We start from the raw sequence: 20,014 nt of genomic DNA, 5'->3' as shown, positions 1-20,014 counted from the left end.
ATTGAAAGGAGCGGGGAAAAATCGAGCGATAAGCTTTACGTTATGCCGATGATAACCGGACCGAGAGGTTCGGTTATTTCGTTTATGGTCAGTAGGTTAGAGGCATTATGATGCATAACCGCTGGCTTATGCTGATCATAAAATATTGATCAGGTTGGTTTTTCTCCCTGTCGCTTGATCCTCGACTGCGCTTTCCTAAAGATTGCTCCCACTAACCCCGACGTTGACACGACACGGGCCAACACGCCCGTCGGTCCGAGAGGTTCCCCTGTCCCGATAGGTCATCGCGGGCCGATGGACACTCGGAACGTCGGTTACGAGCTACAGGAGCCCAAGGGCATGACGCAACGCGAGCGATTATTAGCAGGAACAGGCGGGTCGGAGCCATCGGCGATGACGGTGCCCGCCGGTCGATTCAAGGAGGCGGCAGCATGAAGATCGGCGCACCCAAGGAGCTTGCCCGGGGAGAGGCACGCGTCGCGATGACGCCAGAGAGTGCCAGCCAGATTCAAAAGCTCGGGCACGAATGTTCAGTGGAGCAGGGCGCCGGCGCGCTCGCTGGCTTCACGGATGACGCCTACCGTCAGGCAGGCGTTACCGTGGTCGAAGACGCCGAGACGTTGTGGTCACACGCCGACGTGGTGATCAAGGTGCGTGAGCCGGTCGACGAAGAGATCAGCCGTCTACGCACGGGACAGACGCTGATCGCTTTTTTCTGGCCGGCGCAGAATGAAGCGCGCCTCGAGGCATGCCGCGCCACGGGTGCCACCGTTCTCGCCATGGACATGGTGCCGCGTATCTCTCGCGCTCAGAAGATGGATGCGCTCTCGAGCACCGCCAACATTGCCGGCTATCGCGCGGTGATCGAGGCGGGGAATCAGTTCGGCCGCTTCTTCACCGGCCAGGTGACGGCCGCCGGCAAGGTGCCCCCCGCCAAGGTGCTGGTGATCGGTGCCGGAGTGGCGGGGCTGGCGGCGATCGGCACGGCCACCAGCCTCGGTGCGGTCGTGCGCGCCTTCGACGTGCGCCCGGAGGTCGCCGAACAGATCGAGTCGATGGGGGCAGAGTTTCTGTTTCTCGATTTCGAGGAGAGCCAGGATGGTGCCGGGAGTGGCGGCTATGCCTCGCCGTCGAGCCCGGAGTTCCGGGAGAAGCAGTTAGCGCTCTTCCGAGAGCAGGCCGCGGAGGTCGATATCGTCATCACCACGGCGCTCATCCCGGGGCGGCCGGCGCCGAAGCTCTGGCTCGACGATATGGTCGCCGCGATGAAACCCGGCTCGGTCATCGTCGATCTTGCGGCTGAGCGGGGCGGTAACTGCGACGCTACGGTGATGGACGAGCGCATCGTCACCGACAATGGTGTCGTCGTCGTGGGCTATACCGACTTTCCCTCGCGCATGGCGACCCAGGCATCGCTGCTCTACGCCACCAATGTTCGCCACCTGTTGAGTGATCTCACGCCGGAGAAGGATGGGCAGCTCGTTCACGACATGGAGGACGATGTGATCCGCGGGGTGACCGTGGTTCGCGAGTCGGCAGTGACCTTTCCGCCACCGCCCCCCAAGGTGAAAGCGATTGGCGCGGCCAAACCCAAGGAACGCGTCAAGGCGCCGACGCCAGAGGAGAAGCGTGCCGCGGAGCACTCGAGCTTCGTCGCCCAAACCCGGCGGCAGGTGGGTCTGCTCGGCGCCGGCGCAGTGACCATGTGGCTGCTCGGCATGGTGGCGCCGGCGTCGTTCATGCAGCACTTCATTGTCTTCATACTGGCCTGCTTCATCGGCTTTCAGGTGATCTGGAGCGTGAGCCATTCGCTGCACACCCCACTGATGGCGGTCACCAACGCGATCTCGGGGATCGTCATCCTGGGCGCGGTTCTTCAGATCGGTTCGGGTAGCGGGCTGGTGGTGCTGCTTGCGGGCATCTCGGTGCTCATTGCGTCGATCAATATCGTGGGTGGCTTCCTGGTCACTCGTCGCATGCTCGCCATGTTCCAGAAGTCCTGATCCGCGGAGAATCGAGATGTTGCAACATGAGTTCGTTTCCGCCGCGGCGATCGCGGCCAGTGTGCTGTTCATTCTGTCGTTGGGAGGCTTGAGCAATCAGGAAAAAGCCAAACGAGCGGTCTGGTATGGCATTGCCGGCATGGGCATCGCCGTGGTGTCGACCATACTCGGCCCCCATATCGGTGGCTTCGGCTGGCTGATTCCGATGATGCTGGTCGGCGGGGCGGTTGGCGCCTGGCTGGCACGGCGCGTTGAAATGACCGAGATGCCGCAGCTGGTGGCGGCGCTGCATAGCTTTGTCGGCCTGGCGGCAGTCTTCATCGGCTGGAACGCCGAGATGGAGCGGGCCCGCGTGGTGGGCCTGCAGAGCGCCGGGGTCGTGAGAGACGATCTCTCCGCCTTCGCCGCGACGCTGGCAACCAAGACACCGCTGGAGCTGACGTTCCTGCAGGTCGAGGTGGTGCTGGGCGTGTTCATCGGTGCGGTGACCTTTACCGGTTCGGTGGTCGCGTTCGCCAAGCTGGCCGGCAAGATCGGGGGCAAGCCGCACAAGCTTCCCGGGGGGCATGCGCTCAACGCTGGGGCAGCATTGGCCTGCCTGCTCCTCGCCATCGCCTATTTCAACGGCGCCGGCATGTGGGCGCTGGTGCTGCTGGCGCTGCTGGCATTCTTCATCGGCTGGCACCTGATCATGGGCATCGGCGGGGCGGACATGCCGGTGGTGGTCTCCATGCTCAACAGCTACTCCGGCTGGGCGGCAGCGGCGATCGGTTTCACGCTCTCCAACGACCTGCTGATCGTGACCGGCGCGCTGGTCGGCTCCTCCGGGGCGATTCTCTCCTACATCATGTGCAAGGCGATGAACCGTCAGTTCGTCAGCGTGATTCTCGGCGGCTTTGGGGCGACCCAGAGTGTTGCGGCGGAGATCGAGGGCGAGCAGGTGGCCATCGACACCAATGGGGTGGCCAGTGCGCTCAACGACGCCGACAGCGTGATCATCGTTCCCGGTTACGGCATGGCGGTGGCGCAGGCGCAGAGTGCGGTGAGTGACTTGGTCCGCAAGCTTCGCGACGCCGGCAAGACCGTGCGCTTCGGCATTCATCCGGTCGCCGGGCGGTTGCCTGGGCACATGAACGTACTGCTCGCCGAAGCGCGTGTCCCCTACGACATCGTGTTGGAAATGGACGAGATCAACGACGATTTCGCCAGCACGGACGTGGTGATCGTTATTGGCTCCAATGACATCGTCAATCCCGCGGCGCAGGAAGATCCGGGCAGCCCGATCGCCGGTATGCCGGTGCTCAAGGTGTGGGAGTCCAAGCAGGTGGTGGTCTGCAAGCGTGGTCAGGGAACCGGCTATTCCGGGATCGAGAACCCGCTGTTCTTCAAGGAGAACACGCGGATGCTCTACGGGGATGCCAAATCCAGCATCGACGCTCTGGTGCCGATGCTCGATTGATTCGGCGCCGGCCACACCGGGCCTCCTGAAGCGCACACCCCGATGCCCAAGGCATCGGGGTGTTTCTCGTTTCGGGCTTGAATGACGATGTCCATGAGCGATGGGGCTCGACGATGTCCACGGGTGGTGTTGACCGACGATGCCTACGGACGATGTTTCGCTACAATGGGCATACCCTTCACTGCGCGTAGGTAGACAATGTCAGAGCAAGGTTCGCAGGATCGCATCGACAGCGCGATGCAAGTTGCCGTCCTCGGCGGCGGGAGTTTCGGCACCGCCATTGCCAGTATCGCCGCGGATAACGGTGCCACTGTGCGCCAGTGGCTGCGCGACGAGGCGCTGGTCGACCAGATCAACCGGGAGCATCGCAACGGGCGTTACCTTCCGGACTATCCGATCAACGAGAGCGTCGTTGCTTCGACGGATCTGGCCGCGACGATCGATGGCGCGGCGGTCGTCTTCATTGCCATACCCTCCAAGGCGTTTCGCGACGTACTGCGTCAGGCGCGCGGCCACCTGCGTCCCGAGCAGATACTCGTGAGCACCACCAAGGGCATTCAGGCTGAAGGCTTCAAGCTGATGAGCCAGCTGATCGAGGAGGAGACCGGCTCTTCTCACATCGGCGTGCTCTCGGGGCCGAATCTGGCCGCGGAGATTGCCCAGAAGCAGCTGACGGCCACCGTCATCGCCAGTGACGATGCGGTGACGCGGGCCTACGTGCAGGCGGCGCTCGGCTGTCGCTATTTCCGCGTGTACGCGGGTAACGATCGCTATGGCGCCGAGCTCGGCGGTTCGCTGAAGAACATCTATGCCATCGCCTCGGGAATGGCCGCGGCGCTCGGGATGGGAGAAAACACTCGCGCCATGCTCATGACCCGGGCGCTGGCGGAGATGGGGCGCTTTGCCGAAGCCCTCGGCGCCAACCCGATGACCTTTCTGGGCCTTTCCGGCGTCGGCGATCTGATCGTGACCTGCTCATCCGAACTCTCACGCAACTATCGCATCGGCTACGCCCTGGGTGAGGGGCGCGACCTGGATCAGGCGATCGACGCATTGGGGCAGGTCGCCGAGGGGGTGAACACGGTCAAGCTGGTCTGCGAGAAAGCCCGCGAAGAGGGCATCTACATGCCGCTGGCGCAGGGCCTCAATCAGGTCATGTTCGAGAACGTGCCGGTGCGTGACATGGCCAAGGCACTGATGGAGAGCGAGCAGAGCAGTGACGTCGAGTTCATGCTCTCCCGCGAGGCGGTCTCCGAGGCGCATCGACTGGGACCGGAGGCGTGATGAGACATCTGGCGATCGTTCGCCATGGCGAGGCGGGCTTTGGCTCGCCCGACCCCGAACGCCAGCTGACGCCCACCGGGCAGGATGAGGCTGGCAGCGCTGCGACCTGGCTCGCCGAATGTCCCGAGCTTGCCGGGGCGCAGGTGTGGGCGAGCCCGTTTCATCGCGCCCAGCAGACGGCGAGCGTCATCGCCGCAAGGCTCGGCGCAACCGTCGAGACGGTCGATGGGCTGACGCCGGAAGACGACCCGCAGGCGTTGATCGAGCGGCTGCTGACTGACGAACCGACGCAGGCCGTGATCCTGATCAGTCATATGCCGTTTGTGGGTGAGCTCACCGCGCAGCTGGTCGAGGGACGGGCGAGCGGTGTCACGTTTCCCACCGCTGGCATTGCGCTGCTCGACGCCGAGGTATGGGCGGCGGGCTGTGCCACGCTGCAGGCGTTCGTGGGGCCGCCGCACGTCAGCTCGACGGGATGACTCACCGTTTTGAGTGACGATAACGACAAACCTCGTGCCAAGCGCTCGAGCGGTAGCGCGAGACTCACCGACGTGGCGCGCGTGGCCGGGGTGGCGCCGATGACGGTCTCCCGGGCGCTCAATCGGCCGGAGCTGGTGACCGATAGCACGCGCCGGAAAGTGCAGCAGGCGGTTCTCGAGACGGGCTACGTGCCCAATCGGGTTGCCGGTGCGCTGGCGACCAGCCGCAGCGGGCTGGTGGCGTTGCTCGTGCCGACGGTCGCCCACGCGCTCTTTGCCGAGGTCGTGCAGGCGGTGATGGGTGAGCTCGCACCGCGGGGCTATCAGGTCATGCTGGGCCTCGTCGGCTACACGCCGGCGCAGGAAGAGGTGGTCATCGAGACCGTGCTCAGCCGCCGCCCCGATGCCATCGTGCTGACCGGGTGTCGGCATTCGCCGCTCACCCGCGAGCGCCTGCAGCGAGCGCAGGTGCCGCTGGTCGAGATCTGGGACATGAGCGACGACCCGCTCGACATGCTGATCGGCTTCTCTCATCACGCGGTGGGTCTCGCGGTGGCCGCGCATCTGCTGGAGCGCGGGTGCCGCCGGTTCGGGATCATCACCGCGGATGACGCCCGTGCCGCCCGGCGTGTCGAGGGCTTTTTGGAAGGTATCGACAAGGTGGCCGGCAGCGCCTGTCTCGTTCGCGAGGTGGGCACGCCGTCGAGCATGCCCTGGGGGCGGGAGAAGGGCGCCGAGCTGTTGGACACGGGCTCGATCGACGCCATTGTCTGCAGTTCCGACATTCTCGCTCTCGGCGTGATCGCGGAAGCTCAGAGTCGCGGACTCGCGATCCCCGACGAACTGGCGATCATGGGATTCGGCGACAGTAGCTATGCCGGGGCGAGCCATCCTGCGCTCAGTACGGTCCGCATCGACGGCGCGTCTATCGGTCGTGCCGCCGCGACCCATCTGCTGAGGCGCCTTGATCAGAGCGTTTTCTCCCGCTCCGGGGAGGTCCTCGACGTCGGCTTCACGCTGATCGATCGGGATACCACCTGAACCCGATTGCTACAGGTCGGGGCTCTAGTCCTTTGGTCGTAATTACGCTATCGATGCTTTGTCGGACAACTGGCTGGGGCTAGTATCGCCATTCAGACGCTACTGCCAGCCGCCAAATGATAGCGCAATCATTTTGTTGATCGTTCGCTTTGCAGGCTTTCGCAAGCGCGCGCTCGAGACCGACGAGGTAACTCATGAACAACGATGCCATTAGTTGGATTCGCTTCTCCCACGTGCTGCTCCCGCTGGCCACACCCATCAGCGATGCCAAGGTGCTGACCGGTCGTCAGAAGCCGATGACGGAGGTCTCGTTCCTGTTTACCGAGATCGAGACCCGGGATGGCCACAAGGGCATCGGTTTCAGTTACTCCAAGCGCGCCGGCGGCTATGCGCAATACGCTCACGCCTGCGAGATTGCCCCGGCGATCCTGGGTGAAGACCCCAATGACACTGCCAAGCTCTGGCAGAAACTGGTGTGGGCCGGCGCCTCGGTGGGCCGCAGTGGTGTGTCCACCCAGGCGATCGCCTCGGTCGACGTCGGTCTCTGGGATCTCAAGGCCAAGCGCGCGGGTCTGCCCCTGGCCAAGTTGATCGGCGCCCATCGCGATTCGGTCCAGTGCTACAACACCTCCGGCGGTTTCCTGCATACCCCGATCGAAGAGGTGAAGGAGAACGCCAGTCGATCGCTGGACAATGGCATCAAAGGGGTGAAGATCAAGGTTGGCCAACCGGATATGAAGGTCGATCTGCAGCGCGTGGATGCCGTGCGTAAACACCTCGGCGACGACGTGCCGTTGATGATCGATGCCAACCAGCAGTGGGACCGCGCGACCGCGCTTCGCTTCGGTCGGGCCATGGAACCTTACAACCTCGTCTGGATCGAGGAGCCGCTGGACGCCTATGACGCGGAAGGGCATGCGGCGCTCGCGAGTGCGCTCGATACGCCAATCGCCACGGGCGAGATGCTGGCAAGCGTCGGCGAGCACATGGAACTGATCAAGCACCGTAGCGCCGATATCATCCAGCCGGATGCGCCGCGCATCGGCGGTATTACCCAATTCCTGAAGCTCGCCGCGGCGGCGGACGCCGCCGGGCTACAGTTGGCACCGCACTTCGCCATGGAGATTCACCTCCACCTGGCCGCGGCTTACCCCTCAGAGCCTTGGGTCGAGCACTTCGACTGGTTGGAGCCACTATTCAACGAGCGCCTGGAAACCCGGGACGGCCGCATGCTAGTGCCGGACCGTCCGGGCCTCGGCATCACCCTGACCGAACAGGCGCGTCGATGGACCGTCAATTCGGCTGAGTTCGGCCAGCGCGGCTGACACCGACGCCCACACCGCACCCGATACGCTTCTCATTCGATCGAGGACTTTGCCATGAGCTTCCCGAAAGTCACCAAGATGACCGTCATGCCGGTGGCCGGCTACGACAGCTTTCTACTCAACCTGAGCGGCGGGCACGCCCCCTGGTTCATCCGCTGCCTACTGATTCTGGAAGACGATGCCGGCAATCAGGGCGTCGGCGAGATTCCCTCCAGCGAGGGCATCATCAAGGGGCTGGAGCAGTGCCGCTCGCTGGTCGAGGGCGCGCCGGTCAATGAAGTGAAGCAGACGCTCAATCGCTCGCGTCTGCTATTGGCCAGCAATGGCCGCGAAGAGCGGGGGCGCCAGACGTTCGACCTGCGCGTCGCCGTCCATGTGCTCACGGCGATCGAATCCGCGCTCTTTGATCTCTACGGTCAGGCGCTGGGGCAGCCGGTGGCCGATCTGCTCGGCCGCTATGGCCGTCAGCGTGACGAAGTCGAAGCGCTGGGCTATCTCTTCCTGCTGGGCGACCCGGAGAAGACCGACCTGCCGTACCCGAAAGCCGAGAATCCGGTCGACGCCTGGGATGAGGTGCGTCGACGCGAGGCGCTGACGCCAGACGCCGTCGCCAACCTGGCTAAGGCCGCCTACGACCGCTACGGCTTCAAGGACTTCAAGCTCAAGGGCGGCGTGCTGCGAGGGGAGGAGGAAGCGGACTGCATTCGTGCGCTACACGAGGCGTTCCCCGAGGCGCGCCTGACGCTCGATCCCAACGGCGCCTGGAAGCTCGACGAGGCGGTCCGGGTGCTCGATCCGATCAAGCACATCCTCAGCTACGCCGAGGACCCCTGTGGTCAGGAAGAGAGCTGGTCGGGTCGCGAGACCATGGCCGAGTTCAAGAAGCGCACCGGCCTCAAGACCGCCACCAACATGATCGCCACCGACTTCAAGCAGTTGCAGTATGCGGTTGCGCTCAACGCGGTCGACATTCCCCTGGCGGATTGCCACTTCTGGACCATGCAGGGGGCGGTCATGGTGGGTGAGCTGTGTGACGAGTGGGGCATGACCTGGGGTTCGCACTCCAATAACCACTTCGATGTCTCGCTGGCGATGATGACCCATGTGGCTGCCGCCTGCCCGGGTGAGATCACCGCCATTGATACGCACTGGATCTGGCAAGACGGCCAGCACCTCACCGAGCAGCCGTATCAGATTCGTGACGGCAAGATCAGCGTGCCCAAGGCACCGGGTCTCGGGATCAAGCTGAACATGGCTGAGGTCGAAAAGGCCCACGCGCTCTACAAGTCGCTTGATGTGCGCAGCCGTAACGATGCCATGGCGATGCAGTATCTGGTCGATGGCTGGTCCTTCGATCCCAAGCGACCCGCGCTGGTGCGCTGAGCCAGCAACCGGATCCACGCCGTACCGCTACGCCGCGTCTTCGACGATCGAAGACGCGGCGTTTTGGTGTCATGGAGACTTAGGATTCTCCGCCTCCTGCTGAAGAGTCCTGCCTGCCTTATCAGACCAATGTCGACTTCAAAAACCTCCCTGATCCGGTAGTTTGTATGATGTAAGACATAACCAGCGACGGAGCGGGCAATGAAGATGAAAAAATCGACAATCATTGGTGCATTGATCGTTAGCGCGGTGCCATTCATTTCCATGAGTCCGGCCTTCGCCGACTTCCCGGACGGCGACATCGATTTCATCGCTCCGGCCTCCGTGGGTGGCGGCTCAGATTATCTCATTCGCTCTCTCCAGCCGGCTCTGGAGGAGAATCTCGACGTCAGCGTCGTGCCGCGGTACCTCGCGGGCGGTGGGGGCGCTATTGGGTTCATGAAAGCGGCCAATTCGAGGCCCGATGGTCAGACGGTCGTCGCCATCGATAACAAGATATTCACGCAGCAGGGGCTGGGTAATGTGCCCCTCAAGTACACGGATTTCGACTATCTTGCCAGCCTTTACTCTGTCCCTTATGTCCTGGCGCTCAGCAGCGATCTGGAGATCGATGATCTGGAATCATTCCTCGCGGATGAGAATAACCAGGACTTGCGAATCGCCTACGCCGGTACGGGTTCGTCGACCAATATCATGGCCATTCTGATCTCTCAGAAACTCGGCGTGGACTACCAGAAGGTTTCTTATCCCGGTGCGCCGGAAGCGGTAGCCGCGGTCATGGGGGGGCACATCGACGGCATGGTCATGGACCCCATGGATCTGCGCGGGGCGCTCGAGTCGGGAGACGTGACGCCGATTCTGGTGACCTCTGGCGAGCGCAGCGATGCGCTACCCGACGTGCCGACGATGAAAGAGAAAGGCTACGACGTCGACATCAGCAACTGGCGGGGTGTTGCCGCGCCGGCCGGGCTGGATGAAGACACCAAGGCGCGCTGGGTCGAAGCGCTTCGCGTGGCCTCGGAAGACCCGCGATTCGTCAAACGTATCGAAGATCTCGGGCTCGAGGTCAATTTCCAGGCGGGACCCTCCTTCGACGAGTACGTCGAGAATCTCTCCGAGTCAGTCATCCCCGTCGCCGAGTCGGTCGCCAACGATAGCTGAGTGTAGGAGGTTGAGATGTCCAGCTATTCCCAAGAGATGATTTTCAGTTTTTTGTTGGTGGTTTTGAGCCTGGCTCTTGGCGCGATGGCGACGCAGATAGGCGGAGGCGCGAATGGCTCTATCGCACCGTCGACGTTCCCGAGTGTCATCGCTTTTGTCATGGCTGGACTCTCGCTGATCAATGCATTGAAGTGTGGCTGGTGCCTGGTGAAAGAGCGGGAATCTCCGCACGCTAGAATTGAAGGTGTCGCGGCTCTCGGGGTGATCGGTTTTCTCGTGATTGCCACGTTATATGTCGTCGGTATCGCGTTCGTAGGCTTCGAGATTTCAACGCTCGCTTTTCTGTTCGTCACGACGCTCTATTTGCAACTGTTGCGAGTCCATAGCCGGCAACGTTTGACGGCCAAAAAGGTCATGACCGGCCTGGTCTTTGCGGTCGTCGCTTCGCTTTCGATCTATCTCGTTTTCGTCGAGTTCCTGAGCGTCAGATTCTGAGAAGGAGGTAAGCCATGCAGACGCTCATCGAAGCCTTTGCGCAATTTGGTCCGCTATCGCTAATCGCCATTCTGGTCGGCACGTTTTTGGGCATCATACTGGGGGCGCTGCCCGGGTTATCGGCGGCAATGGCGATTGCGCTGCTGCTTCCGCTGACTTATGGCCTGGATACGATGTCGGGTATCGGGCTGTTGCTCGGTGCGTTCTGCGGTGCGGTGGCGGGCGGCTCCGTCCCCGCCATTCTGCTCAACATGCCCGGTACCCCCGGCTCCATCGCCACCACGTTCGATGCTTATCCCATGGCTCGCGCCGGGCAGGCGGGCAAAGCGCTGGGGCTCTCTGTCGCCGCCTCCGCGCTGGGCGGTCTCATCAGTGCCGTCATTCTGATTCTCGTTTCGCCGTTGATTGCGGCCGTCGCGCTCAAGTTCGGTCCGGCGGAGTACTTCTCGCTTAGCGTGCTGGGATTGATGATCATCGTGTCCGTCTCCGGCAACTCCGTGATCAAGGGGTTGATCGTCGGGCTCTGCGGCATGCTGATTTCGACCGTCGGGGCCGATCAGGTGACCGGCGTGCTGCGGTTGACGTTTGGGGAGATGTCGCTGCTGACCGGTGTCAATCTGCTGGCGGTCATCGTGGGCATCTTTGCGGTGTCGCAGCTTTTGATCGACGTCGAGAAGATGCGCTCGCCCAAGCCCGACATGGAGAATACACAGAGCCTGGAGCGGGCCTTCCCGAGGGTTCGAGAAGTCCTGTCGCGTTATCGGCTGTTGCTCTCCTCGTCGCTGATCGGCGTGGGTGTCGGCGCCGTCCCCGGTGCTGGGGGGAGCGTCGCCTCACTGCTCGCCTACGATCAGGCGAAACGCTTTTCCAAGAACGCCAAGGATTTCGGAACTGGGTCGCCCGACGGCGTCGTGGCCTCGGAGTCGGCGAACAACGCGATGGTCGGCGGAGCGCTCATTCCCATGCTGACGCTGGGCATACCGGGCGAGGGCGCCACGGCGGTTCTTGTCGGCGGGTTGATGATCCAGGGAATCCAGCCGGGACCGACGCTTTTCGATACGCAGCCTGCGCTCATCTACGGCATCTTTGCGGCTTTCCTGCTGGCGAACGTCGCGATGTTCTTCATCCAGTGGTTAGGCATTCGACTGTTCGTCAATATTCTGAAAATTCCGCAGACCTATCTGATTCCGCTGATCTTCGTGTTCTGCGCGGTGGGTGTCTACAGCATCAACAGCGATCTGTTCGACGTTTATCTCATGCTGGGGATCGGTGTCATGGGGTACCTCTTCTCGCGGTTCGGCTTCGGTGTCGCCCCCGTGGTGATCGGACTCATTCTCGGCGGCGTGGCGGAAACCAATCTGCGTCGGGGACTACAGACGTTCGGGGGGAGCTGGGAGCCGTTCGTGACGCGTCCCATCAGCCTGGGACTGCTGATGCTCGCGCTCGTCTTCCTCGCCTATTCGCTGAAAAGTGTCTGGAAGAAGAGCTAGCGAAGGAGGTGCGGCGAGAGCGTCCCGGACGTCAGCTGCCGCGTCAAAGGGCGCGGGTGGCGCTCTGCCTCTGCCCTGGGCCGCAGGGAAGGGGCCGGGCGCCGCTGACAGCGGGGTCGTTGCCGCCGGGGTAGCGGCAAAATCGCGTCGAAACGCTGTCGACTTACATTTTGTTTCCTTAGACTGTGAGTCCTCGATGATCGGGAACTCATCATGCGTCCGCTTGGCCTTCCGGCTTTTCTCGCTTTGCTTCTGATTCCAGGCCTTTTCATCGCGATTGGGCTGCCGTATACGCTCGGCCCGGATTCACCGGCCTCGTCGCCGATGGGCTGGCAGTATCGTTGGGGAGATTCAGCGGTCGATGAGGAGGGGGTCCCGCTCTGGCTGACGCAAGACTCGCCCGATTGGCATGACATCGCTTTTCCCGCCAACCCGCCCGGTCGTGAAGGCCGGGAAAAGGTCTGGTTTCGTACCACACTGCCTGCTGGAGAGTGGGTCGACCCAATCCTCTACATCACCAGTATCGATCTCGTGGCCCAGATCTATCTGGATGAGCAGCGGATCTACCAGCACGGTGACTTCGATGGCACCGGCGCGATCCGATTCGTTGGCTGGCCGTGGCATATGGTCTCATTGCCCCAGGATGCCGCCGGCCATCGGTTATCGATCCGAGTGTTCTCCAACTACTCCAGTATCGGGTTGTGGGGCGAGGTGGGGGTGATGGAGCGCGGCGAGGCCCTGCAACGCATCATTCAGCGCTCGGCCTGGGATATCGCGGTGAGTGCGTTGGCGCTAGCGCTGGCGTTATTCGCGGCCATTTTTGCGGTCACCGGTGTCGAGCGCCGGGGGTTCGGTGCCATTGCCCTTTTCGCCGGCGCCTCCGGACTCATGCTGCTCGCCGAGGTGCCCGCCAGACAGCTGATCGTCAGCCATGCGATGGCCTGGGAGTGGCTGCGCGCCCTCAGTTATTACGTGTTGCCGGTGGCCGTCGGGCTGATTCTGGCGCATTGGCTGGAGGGCAGGGCAAAGCGATGGATGACGGCGTTCTGGGCGTTGCACCTGGTCTACATTCTGTCCGTTGTGGGGCTTGTGCAGGCCGGGCTGGTCAGCTTGTGTTTCACGTTCCCGGTCTTCGATTCTCTGTTGATGGTATCGCTGCCAATCATGGTGGTGCTGGCGCTGCGCCAATGGCGGCGCCTGGATCGCGCCCAGCGTACGATCGTCTTCAGCTTCGCCGCCTTCGCGCCGCTGCTACTCGTCGATATTCTGGTGGCTCACTCTTTTCTTCCCTGGCAGCCGATTCCCCTGAGCTACGGGGCGCTCGCCTTCTCTCTTGCCTGTGTCGCCATATCCCTTCGGCACTACCACCAGGTTCATCGTCAGCTGGCGCAATCCCACGAGACGCTGGAACAGGAAGTGGCCTCTCGAACAGAGATGCTTGCCCAGTTGGTCGAGGAGCTGGAAGGCCTTTCCTACCGAGACGCCTTGACGGGAATTCATAATCGACGGCATTTCGACCGCGTGTTCGAGACCACGTGTCTTGTAACGACTGCCAGCAACGCGAGCCTCTCGCTATTGATTCTGGACATCGATCATTTCAAACGCGTCAACGATGTCTTCGGTCACGACGCCGGCGATGCGGTGCTCATCGAAGTCGCAACCCTGTTGCGTGCGCACTTTCGGGATAATGAAGTGGTCTGCCGGTTCGGCGGGGAAGAGTTCGTGGTGCTCATGCCCAATGCCGTCTCGGGGGAGGCGAAGGCCAAACTGGATGACCTCTTGCCCAGGCTGGCTTCGATGACAATGAGAGATCGGGGGCGGACGCTGGGCCGTATCACGCTATCGGGGGGAATTGCTTCCTGCCCGGAGCATTCACTCGATCCGGGGGAATTGTTGAATCTGGCGGATCAGGCGCTGTATCGAGCGAAGCGCCAGGGACGCAACCAGAGTGTCATCGCCACAACGAGCGAGTGCGACGTACTGGATCACCCAGCCACATAGAATCGGTCCTCAGGTGGCTCGAGATCAGAAGATCGGGAACGGACGGTCAGCTTAGAAAGGCTTGGCATTGATGTCGTGAAAAGTCGGCAAAATGATCGATTGTGACGGTAGCGGTGCCTGCCAAAGTCTAATGGGGCCCAAGTATGATGTATGGCAACCTTGCTCGCGATAACAAGCAAGCGTCCTCAAACATCAAGGAGCGCCATATGTTCAAGGTTTCCAATGTCGGCAAGAACACCGGCAGACATGCATCCGCCGCTCGCTGGGTCACCTTCGCCGCCGCTGGGGTGTTGCTGGGTAGCAGCCTGGGAGCGCAGGCCGATACCTGGCGCGGTTGGAACGTGCATCCCGACGGTTACCCCAATTCCCTGGCGCTCAAGTCCTTTGCCGACGAAGTCGCCGACAAGACGGACGGGCGCGTCGAGCCTCGGGTCTACAACAATGCCGTACTCGGCGATCAGCCCGATGCCATTGATCAGACTCGCAATGGCGCGCTGGATTTCGGCAACTTCAACATGGGCCCGATGGGTCCGATCGTGCCGGAAACGGACGTGCTTTCGCTGCCATTTCTTTTCAATGGCGTCGATCAGATGTATCGCGTGATGGATGGCGAGATCGGCCAGCGGTTTGCCGACGCCCTGGCAGAGAAGAACCTGGTCGTTCTCTCCTGGTTCGGCTCCGGCGCCCGCAGCTTCTATGACACCGATCACCCGATCAAGACGCCGGATGACGTGCAGGGTCTGAAGCTGCGTGTCATGAATAACGACCTCTACGTGCAGATGGTCGATGCGCTCGGCGGCAACGCCACGCCGATGTCCTACGGCGAAGTCTTCCAGTCGCTCAAGACCGGTGTCATCGATGGCGCCGAGAACAACTTTCCCTCCTTCGAGTCGAGCAATCACTACGAGGTGGCGAAGTACTTCTCCGAGACCGAGCACCTGATCATCCCCGAGTGTCTGTGCGTCGCCTCATCCAGCTGGGATGCGCTCTCCGAAGAGGATCAGACGATCGTGCGCGCCGCTGCCCAGAATGCCGCCGATGAGCAGCGCCAGCTATGGGATGAGCGCGTCGAGGAGAGCCGCAACGTGGTCGAGGCGTCAGGCGTCGAGATCAACACCATCGACGACAAGCAGGCATTTCAGGATCGCATGGAGCCGATATACCAGGCATTCATCGACGAGCATCCGGAGATGGAAAGTCTCATCGACGATATCCGCAACACCCCCTGAGACTGATTCGACCGGCCCTTGGTGGGCCGGTCGACCCTTCACCGTTCATCGCAGGAATGCAACGTGAACAACAGTACCGATTCGACGGTCACCGGCACCCGCTTGGACGGGCTGCTGGATTGGCTGGCCCGCGCCTGTCTGATCGTGGCCGGGGTGCTACTCGTTTTTCTGATTCTATCGTTCGGCTGGCTGGTCTTCGGTCGCTACATCCTCAATGACACACCCACCTGGATCGAGCAGTCATCCCTGTTGATCGTGGTTTACATCACGTGTCTGGGGACGGCGGCCGGCGTGCGGTTCAACTCCCACCTGAGTATCGACTTTCTGCGTGAAGGCGCGCCGCCGGCGCTGCGGGCGGTCATGCACGCGCTGTCCGACGCCTTCGTGCTGGGGTTCGGCGCCATCATGGCGTGGCAGGGCTGGCTGATGATGATGAACAACGCCGGCCGGCCGATCCCGATGATCGGGCTCTCCGAGAGCTGGCGTGCCGCGCCACTGGTCGTCTGCGGCGTCCTGCTGGTGGTCTTCACGCTAGCCAGCGCCTTGCAACGCCTGACCGCCGGTCAGCGCACCACCGCGACTCGACGTACGGAGAGCTGATCATGGGTCTTGCCATACTATTCGGCGTCTTTTTGCTGGGGCTGATCGTGGGGGCGCCGATCGCCTTTGCCGTCGGCCTGGCGGCGATCGTCACCTTTCTCTACGAGGGGCTGCCGCTCTTCGTCGGCTTTCAGCGCATCGTCTCCGGTATCTCGGTGTTCTCGCTGCTGGCGATTCCCTTTTTCATCTTCGCCGGCGAGCTGATGCTCCACGGCGGTATCTCCCGGCGTCTGGTGAAGTTCGCCTCCGCGGCGGTCGGGCGGGTTCGGGGCGGCCTCGGGATGGTCAACGTCTTCTCGTCGATGCTTTTCGGCGGTATCTCCGGCTCGGCCGTGGCCGACACCTCGGCACTCGGTTCGATCCTGATCCCCGTCATGAAGGAGAAAGGCTATGACACGGACTACGCCGTCAATGTGACGGTGACATCTTCGATCGCCGGTGTCGTGATCCCGCCGAGCCACAACATGATCCTCTACGCGGTGGCCGCCGGTGGCGGCATCTCGGTGACCCAGCTGTTCGTGGCCGGCATCGTGCCCGGTGTCCTGATGTGCCTGTCTCTGGCCCTGGCCGCCTATCTCGTCGCGGTCAAGCGCGGCTACGGCGGCGAAGCGTTTCCGGGCTGGGAAGCCCTGGTGATCAGCTTCTTCGCCTCGCTGCCGGGGCTGCTGACCGCCGTGATCATCGTTGGCGGCGTGCTCTCCGGCATTCTTACCGTGACCGAGTCAGGCGCATTCGGCGCGATCTACGCCATCGTCATCACTGGCCTGGTGTATCGCGAACTGCGCTGGGAACCGTTCAAGAAGGCGGTCTATCAGTCGGTCAAGACGACGGCGCTGGTCATGATTCTGGTCGGCTGCGCCTCGGCATTCTCTTATCTGTTGGCGCTCTACAACGTCCCCGAGCTGCTGGTGAACGGACTGACCTCCATCTCCGATAACCCCATCGTCGTGCTGCTGATGCTCAATCTGCTGCTTCTGGGACTGGGGATGATCATGGACATGGCGCCGCTGATTCTGATCTGTACGCCGATCTTCCTGCCGGTGGCCCAGCAGTTCGGCATGGATCCGACCCAGTTCGGCATCATGATGATGATGAACCTGGGTATCGGACTCTGCACGCCGCCCGTCGGGGGCTGTCTGTTTGTGGGGAGTGCCATCGGCGGGATCAAGATCGAGCAAACGGTGAAGACGATCTGGCCTTTCTATATCGCGCTATTTGCGGTGCTGATGCTGGTCACCTACGTGCCGGCGGTGTCGCTCGCGCTACCCAACTGGTTAGGGTAATGCAAACCGTTTCGTTCTCGACTTGGGTTTCACTTCCACGACAACACATTCAAAGGAGCAGGCAATGCTGAATCGACTTCTGGTCACCGGAGCGGCGGGGGGCGTGGGTCGCGCCATTCGGCCGCATCTTTCCCATCTGGCGCGACAGGTGCGGCTGTCCGATATCAGCGAAATCGGTGACGCGGCGGCGCATGAGGAGATCGTCTCTTGCGAGCTCTCCGACGCGTCCGCGGTGCGGCGTCTGGTCGCCGGATGTGACGGGGTACTGCATCTCGGCGGCATCTCGGTCGAGAAGCCCTGGGAGGGGATTCTCCAGGCCAATATCATCGGTGCCTACAATCTTTACGAAGCCGTGCGTCACGAGGGCAAACCCCGCGTGATCTTCGCCAGTTCCAATCACACCATCGGCTATCACCCGCGGACCACGCGTATCGACACGCAGGTGCCTCGCCGGCCGGACTCGCTCTACGGCGTGTCCAAATGCTTCGGGGAAGATCTGGCGAGCCTCTATCACGACAAGTTCGGAGTCGAGACCCTGAGCGTGCGCATCGGGTCCTGTTTTCCGAAGCCGCAGGACACCCGGATGCTGGCAACCTGGCTGGGTCTCGAGGATTTCGTCGCGCTCCTGGTGCGCGCCTTTCAGGCCCCCAAGCTCGGCTACACCGTGATCTACGGTGTCTCGGACAATGACGAGACGTGGTGGGACAACCGCCACGCCGAGTTTCTCGGCTGGCGGCCGACGCAGAGTTCCGCGCCATGGCGCGAAGAGGTCGAAGCCGCGGCGGGGCCGCTCGATCCCAACGACCCCGAGGTCGTCTTTCAGGGCGGAAAATTCACGGCGATAGGCCATCCCGACGACAGCTAATGCTGCACGTGGCGACCAAGCTGTTAGGCTTGGCCGCCTCATGTCACATCACGATGTCGCCCGGCCGCCGGTCGGCCGAAACAGGACATCGCCAGCGAGGTAGTCGAGACGATGGAGCCGATTCAGGCATGGAGCGTAAAGCGCATTTCAATGCAGGAGAGTCTGTCGCGGCAGATTGCCCAGCAGCTCGAGGGATTGATTACCCAGGGCAAGATCGCCGTCGGTGACAAGCTGCCCACCGAGAGTCAGCTCTGCGAGATGTTTGGCGTGAGCCGAACCGCGGTGCGCGAGGCGATCGCCCATCTCAAGTCGATGGGCCTGGTGGAAACGCGTCGCGGCATCGGCACGCGCGTGCTGCGTGCAGAGCCGGAGGGGCAGTTCCCTGCCCGGCGGATCAGTGCAACGACGGTAGAAGACATCCTGCATGTGCTGGAGCTGCGCCTGACGCTCGATGCTCAGGCCGCCGCCCTGGCGGCGACGCGACACACACCCACTGACGTCGATGCGCTTCAGGCCGCCCACCGGGCCTTTCTCGCTGCCTGCAGCGGTGACAGTCAGGCGCGCCATGAGGATTACGTTTTCCATCGGGCGATCGTCAACGCCACTCATAATCCGTTCTTCGTGGCGCTCTACGATCAGCTCCACGAGGGGGCGATTCCGCGTACCAAGCTGCTCGCCGTCGAACTCGACACCGCCGCCGTCGATGCCTATCTCGCCCGCGTCGCCCGGGAGCACGCCGAGATTCTCGACGCGATCATCGCGGGGGAGAGCCAGGCTGCCCACGACAGCATGTATCGCCATCTCAAACGGGCCTACGACAATTACGCGGGATACCAGTAGCCGAGTCCCGCCACCAGCCCCGCCGTCGAACCGCCTGCAATCCATGACTAGCGGGCTTTAGCGGCGGCACAGGTCAGTCAGCTAAAACCGAACCATTTCAGCGTGATCATGCCGAGGCTCAGTGTGAGCATCGAGCCGAAAGTCGTGATCACGATGATGTTGGCGGCGAGTTTGTCGTTGGCGTGAAAGGCCTTGGCCATGACGAAACTCGCTGCCGCCCCGGGGGAGCCGAGGAACAGTAGCAGCACGCCGAGCCCCGGACCGCGAATGCCAACCGCCAGTGCCCCGAGCACGCCGAAAAGCGGTACCCATACCAGCTTCCAGAGACTCGCATCGAGTGCGATCGTGCTGCTGCGCTTGAAGGCCGACACCGATAGGGTGCCGCCAATGCAGATAAGCCCGAGCGGCAGCGACATCGCGCCGAGGTAGCCGCCGGACGTCCTCAGCCAGCCCGGCAGATCGATATCGAAGAACGCCACCGGTATCGCGAACACCACGCTGAGAATCAGCGGATTCTTGGCCAGATTGCTCAGTAGCGAACGCATGTCGGTCGCGGCCCGTTCGCTATAGATCGACAATACGATGACCGAGAGGATGTTGTAGATCACGATGACCGCGCCGGCGAAGATGCCGCCGACCGACAGGCCATAATCCCCAAACTGACTGGCAGCCAGCGCCAGTCCCACGATGCCGTTGTTGGCGCGAAACGCCCCCTGCGTAAAAATACCGCGCTCGACGAACGGGTGCCGCCAGGCCGCCCAGCCCCAGGCGAGAAAGAAGCTGAGTACGGTGTAGCCGAGAAAGTAGCCGATCAGCGTGGGCTGCAGTGCGCGATCGAGATCGGCGTTGACGATACTCAGAAACAGCAGTGCCGGCATCGTCACCTTGAACACCAGCATCGAGGCGGTGGTGATGAAGTGGGAATCGATCCAGCCGATGCGTTTCAAACCGAGCCCGAGAAAGACCATCAGGAAGACGGGCAGGGTGATTTCGAGGGTATGCGTGAAAGCGGCGAGCAGCCCCATAAATCAGTCTGCCCCCACGAACCAGAAGCCGACGGCGAGTGCGGCAATGAG

The 20,014-nt window shown here is 62.3% G+C and carries 17 protein-coding genes; 16 read left to right on the top strand and 1 reads right to left on the bottom strand.

What is annotated here, in order from left to right:
* Positions 1-431: 431 nt before the first annotated feature.
* From DOM41_RS16035 to DOM41_RS15960, 16 genes are all read left to right on the top strand, one after another.
* Complete coding sequence (locus DOM41_RS16035) at positions 432-2,003, top strand: Re/Si-specific NAD(P)(+) transhydrogenase subunit alpha (protein WP_110687858.1); 1,572 nt, start codon at positions 432-434, stop codon at positions 2,001-2,003.
* Between the two features lie 16 nt (positions 2,004-2,019).
* Complete coding sequence (locus tag DOM41_RS16030) at positions 2,020-3,462, top strand: NAD(P)(+) transhydrogenase (Re/Si-specific) subunit beta (RefSeq protein ID WP_110687857.1); 1,443 nt, start codon at positions 2,020-2,022, stop codon at positions 3,460-3,462.
* Between the two features lie 237 nt (positions 3,463-3,699).
* Entirely contained in the window at positions 3,700-4,746 is a 1,047-nt protein-coding gene (locus DOM41_RS16025) for an NAD(P)H-dependent glycerol-3-phosphate dehydrogenase (protein ID WP_110687856.1), read from the top strand.
* A complete protein-coding gene (gene sixA / locus DOM41_RS16020) occupies positions 4,746-5,225 on the top strand; it encodes a phosphohistidine phosphatase SixA (RefSeq protein WP_110687855.1) in 480 nt (159 codons plus the stop codon). Before DOM41_RS16025 ends, sixA begins: the two co-directional genes overlap by 1 nt.
* A gap of 9 nt (positions 5,226-5,234) precedes the next feature.
* A complete protein-coding gene (locus DOM41_RS16015; RefSeq protein WP_223161006.1) occupies positions 5,235-6,266 on the top strand; it encodes a LacI family DNA-binding transcriptional regulator in 1,032 nt (343 codons plus the stop codon).
* 194 nt (positions 6,267-6,460) lie between these two features.
* Complete coding sequence (locus DOM41_RS16010; protein WP_110687854.1) at positions 6,461-7,591, top strand: L-talarate/galactarate dehydratase; 1,131 nt, start codon at positions 6,461-6,463, stop codon at positions 7,589-7,591.
* Positions 7,592-7,645: 54 nt separating this feature from the next.
* Positions 7,646-8,974, top strand: a complete 1,329-nt coding sequence (locus tag DOM41_RS16005) for an enolase C-terminal domain-like protein (RefSeq protein WP_110687853.1) — start codon at positions 7,646-7,648, stop codon at positions 8,972-8,974.
* Between the two features lie 207 nt (positions 8,975-9,181).
* Positions 9,182-10,135 (top strand): tripartite tricarboxylate transporter substrate binding protein, encoded by a 954-nt coding sequence (locus DOM41_RS16000; RefSeq protein WP_157956963.1) that lies wholly within the window; start codon positions 9,182-9,184, stop codon positions 10,133-10,135.
* Positions 10,136-10,150: 15 nt separating this feature from the next.
* Complete coding sequence (locus DOM41_RS15995) at positions 10,151-10,630, top strand: tripartite tricarboxylate transporter TctB family protein (protein ID WP_110687851.1); 480 nt, start codon at positions 10,151-10,153, stop codon at positions 10,628-10,630.
* Between the two features lie 14 nt (positions 10,631-10,644).
* Positions 10,645-12,120 (top strand): tripartite tricarboxylate transporter permease, encoded by a 1,476-nt coding sequence (locus DOM41_RS15990; protein ID WP_110687850.1) that lies wholly within the window; start codon positions 10,645-10,647, stop codon positions 12,118-12,120.
* 213 nt (positions 12,121-12,333) lie between these two features.
* On the top strand, positions 12,334-14,121 hold the full coding sequence (locus DOM41_RS15985; RefSeq protein WP_110687849.1) for a sensor domain-containing diguanylate cyclase: 1,788 nt from the start codon (positions 12,334-12,336) through the stop codon (positions 14,119-14,121).
* A gap of 206 nt (positions 14,122-14,327) precedes the next feature.
* Complete coding sequence (locus tag DOM41_RS15980) at positions 14,328-15,350, top strand: TRAP transporter substrate-binding protein (protein WP_110687848.1); 1,023 nt, start codon at positions 14,328-14,330, stop codon at positions 15,348-15,350.
* A gap of 63 nt (positions 15,351-15,413) precedes the next feature.
* Entirely contained in the window at positions 15,414-15,950 is a 537-nt protein-coding gene (locus DOM41_RS15975; protein WP_110687847.1) for a TRAP transporter small permease, read from the top strand.
* Between the two features lie 2 nt (positions 15,951-15,952).
* Positions 15,953-17,233 carry a TRAP transporter large permease gene (locus DOM41_RS15970; RefSeq protein ID WP_110687846.1) on the top strand — a complete coding sequence of 427 codons (1,281 nt, stop codon included), beginning with the start codon at positions 15,953-15,955 and terminating at the stop codon, positions 17,231-17,233.
* Between the two features lie 64 nt (positions 17,234-17,297).
* Entirely contained in the window at positions 17,298-18,098 is an 801-nt protein-coding gene (locus DOM41_RS15965) for an NAD-dependent epimerase/dehydratase family protein (protein WP_110687845.1), read from the top strand.
* Positions 18,099-18,248: 150 nt separating this feature from the next.
* Positions 18,249-18,938: a FadR/GntR family transcriptional regulator gene (locus DOM41_RS15960; protein WP_245391879.1), complete on the top strand. Its 690-nt coding sequence runs from the start codon at positions 18,249-18,251 to the stop codon at positions 18,936-18,938.
* Positions 18,939-19,015: 77 nt separating this feature from the next.
* Here DOM41_RS15960 and DOM41_RS15955 read toward each other — a convergent pair whose 3' ends face one another.
* Entirely contained in the window at positions 19,016-19,963 is a 948-nt protein-coding gene (locus tag DOM41_RS15955; protein WP_110687843.1) for an AEC family transporter, read from the bottom strand.
* Positions 19,964-20,014: the final 51 nt, after the last annotated feature.

This window comes from Salinicola aestuarinus, assembly GCF_003206645.1.
Classification (GTDB): Bacteria; Pseudomonadota; Gammaproteobacteria; order Pseudomonadales; family Halomonadaceae; genus Salinicola; species Salinicola aestuarinus.
Note: the sequence above shows the minus strand (reverse complement) of the source record. Positions and strands in the feature narration are given on the sequence as shown.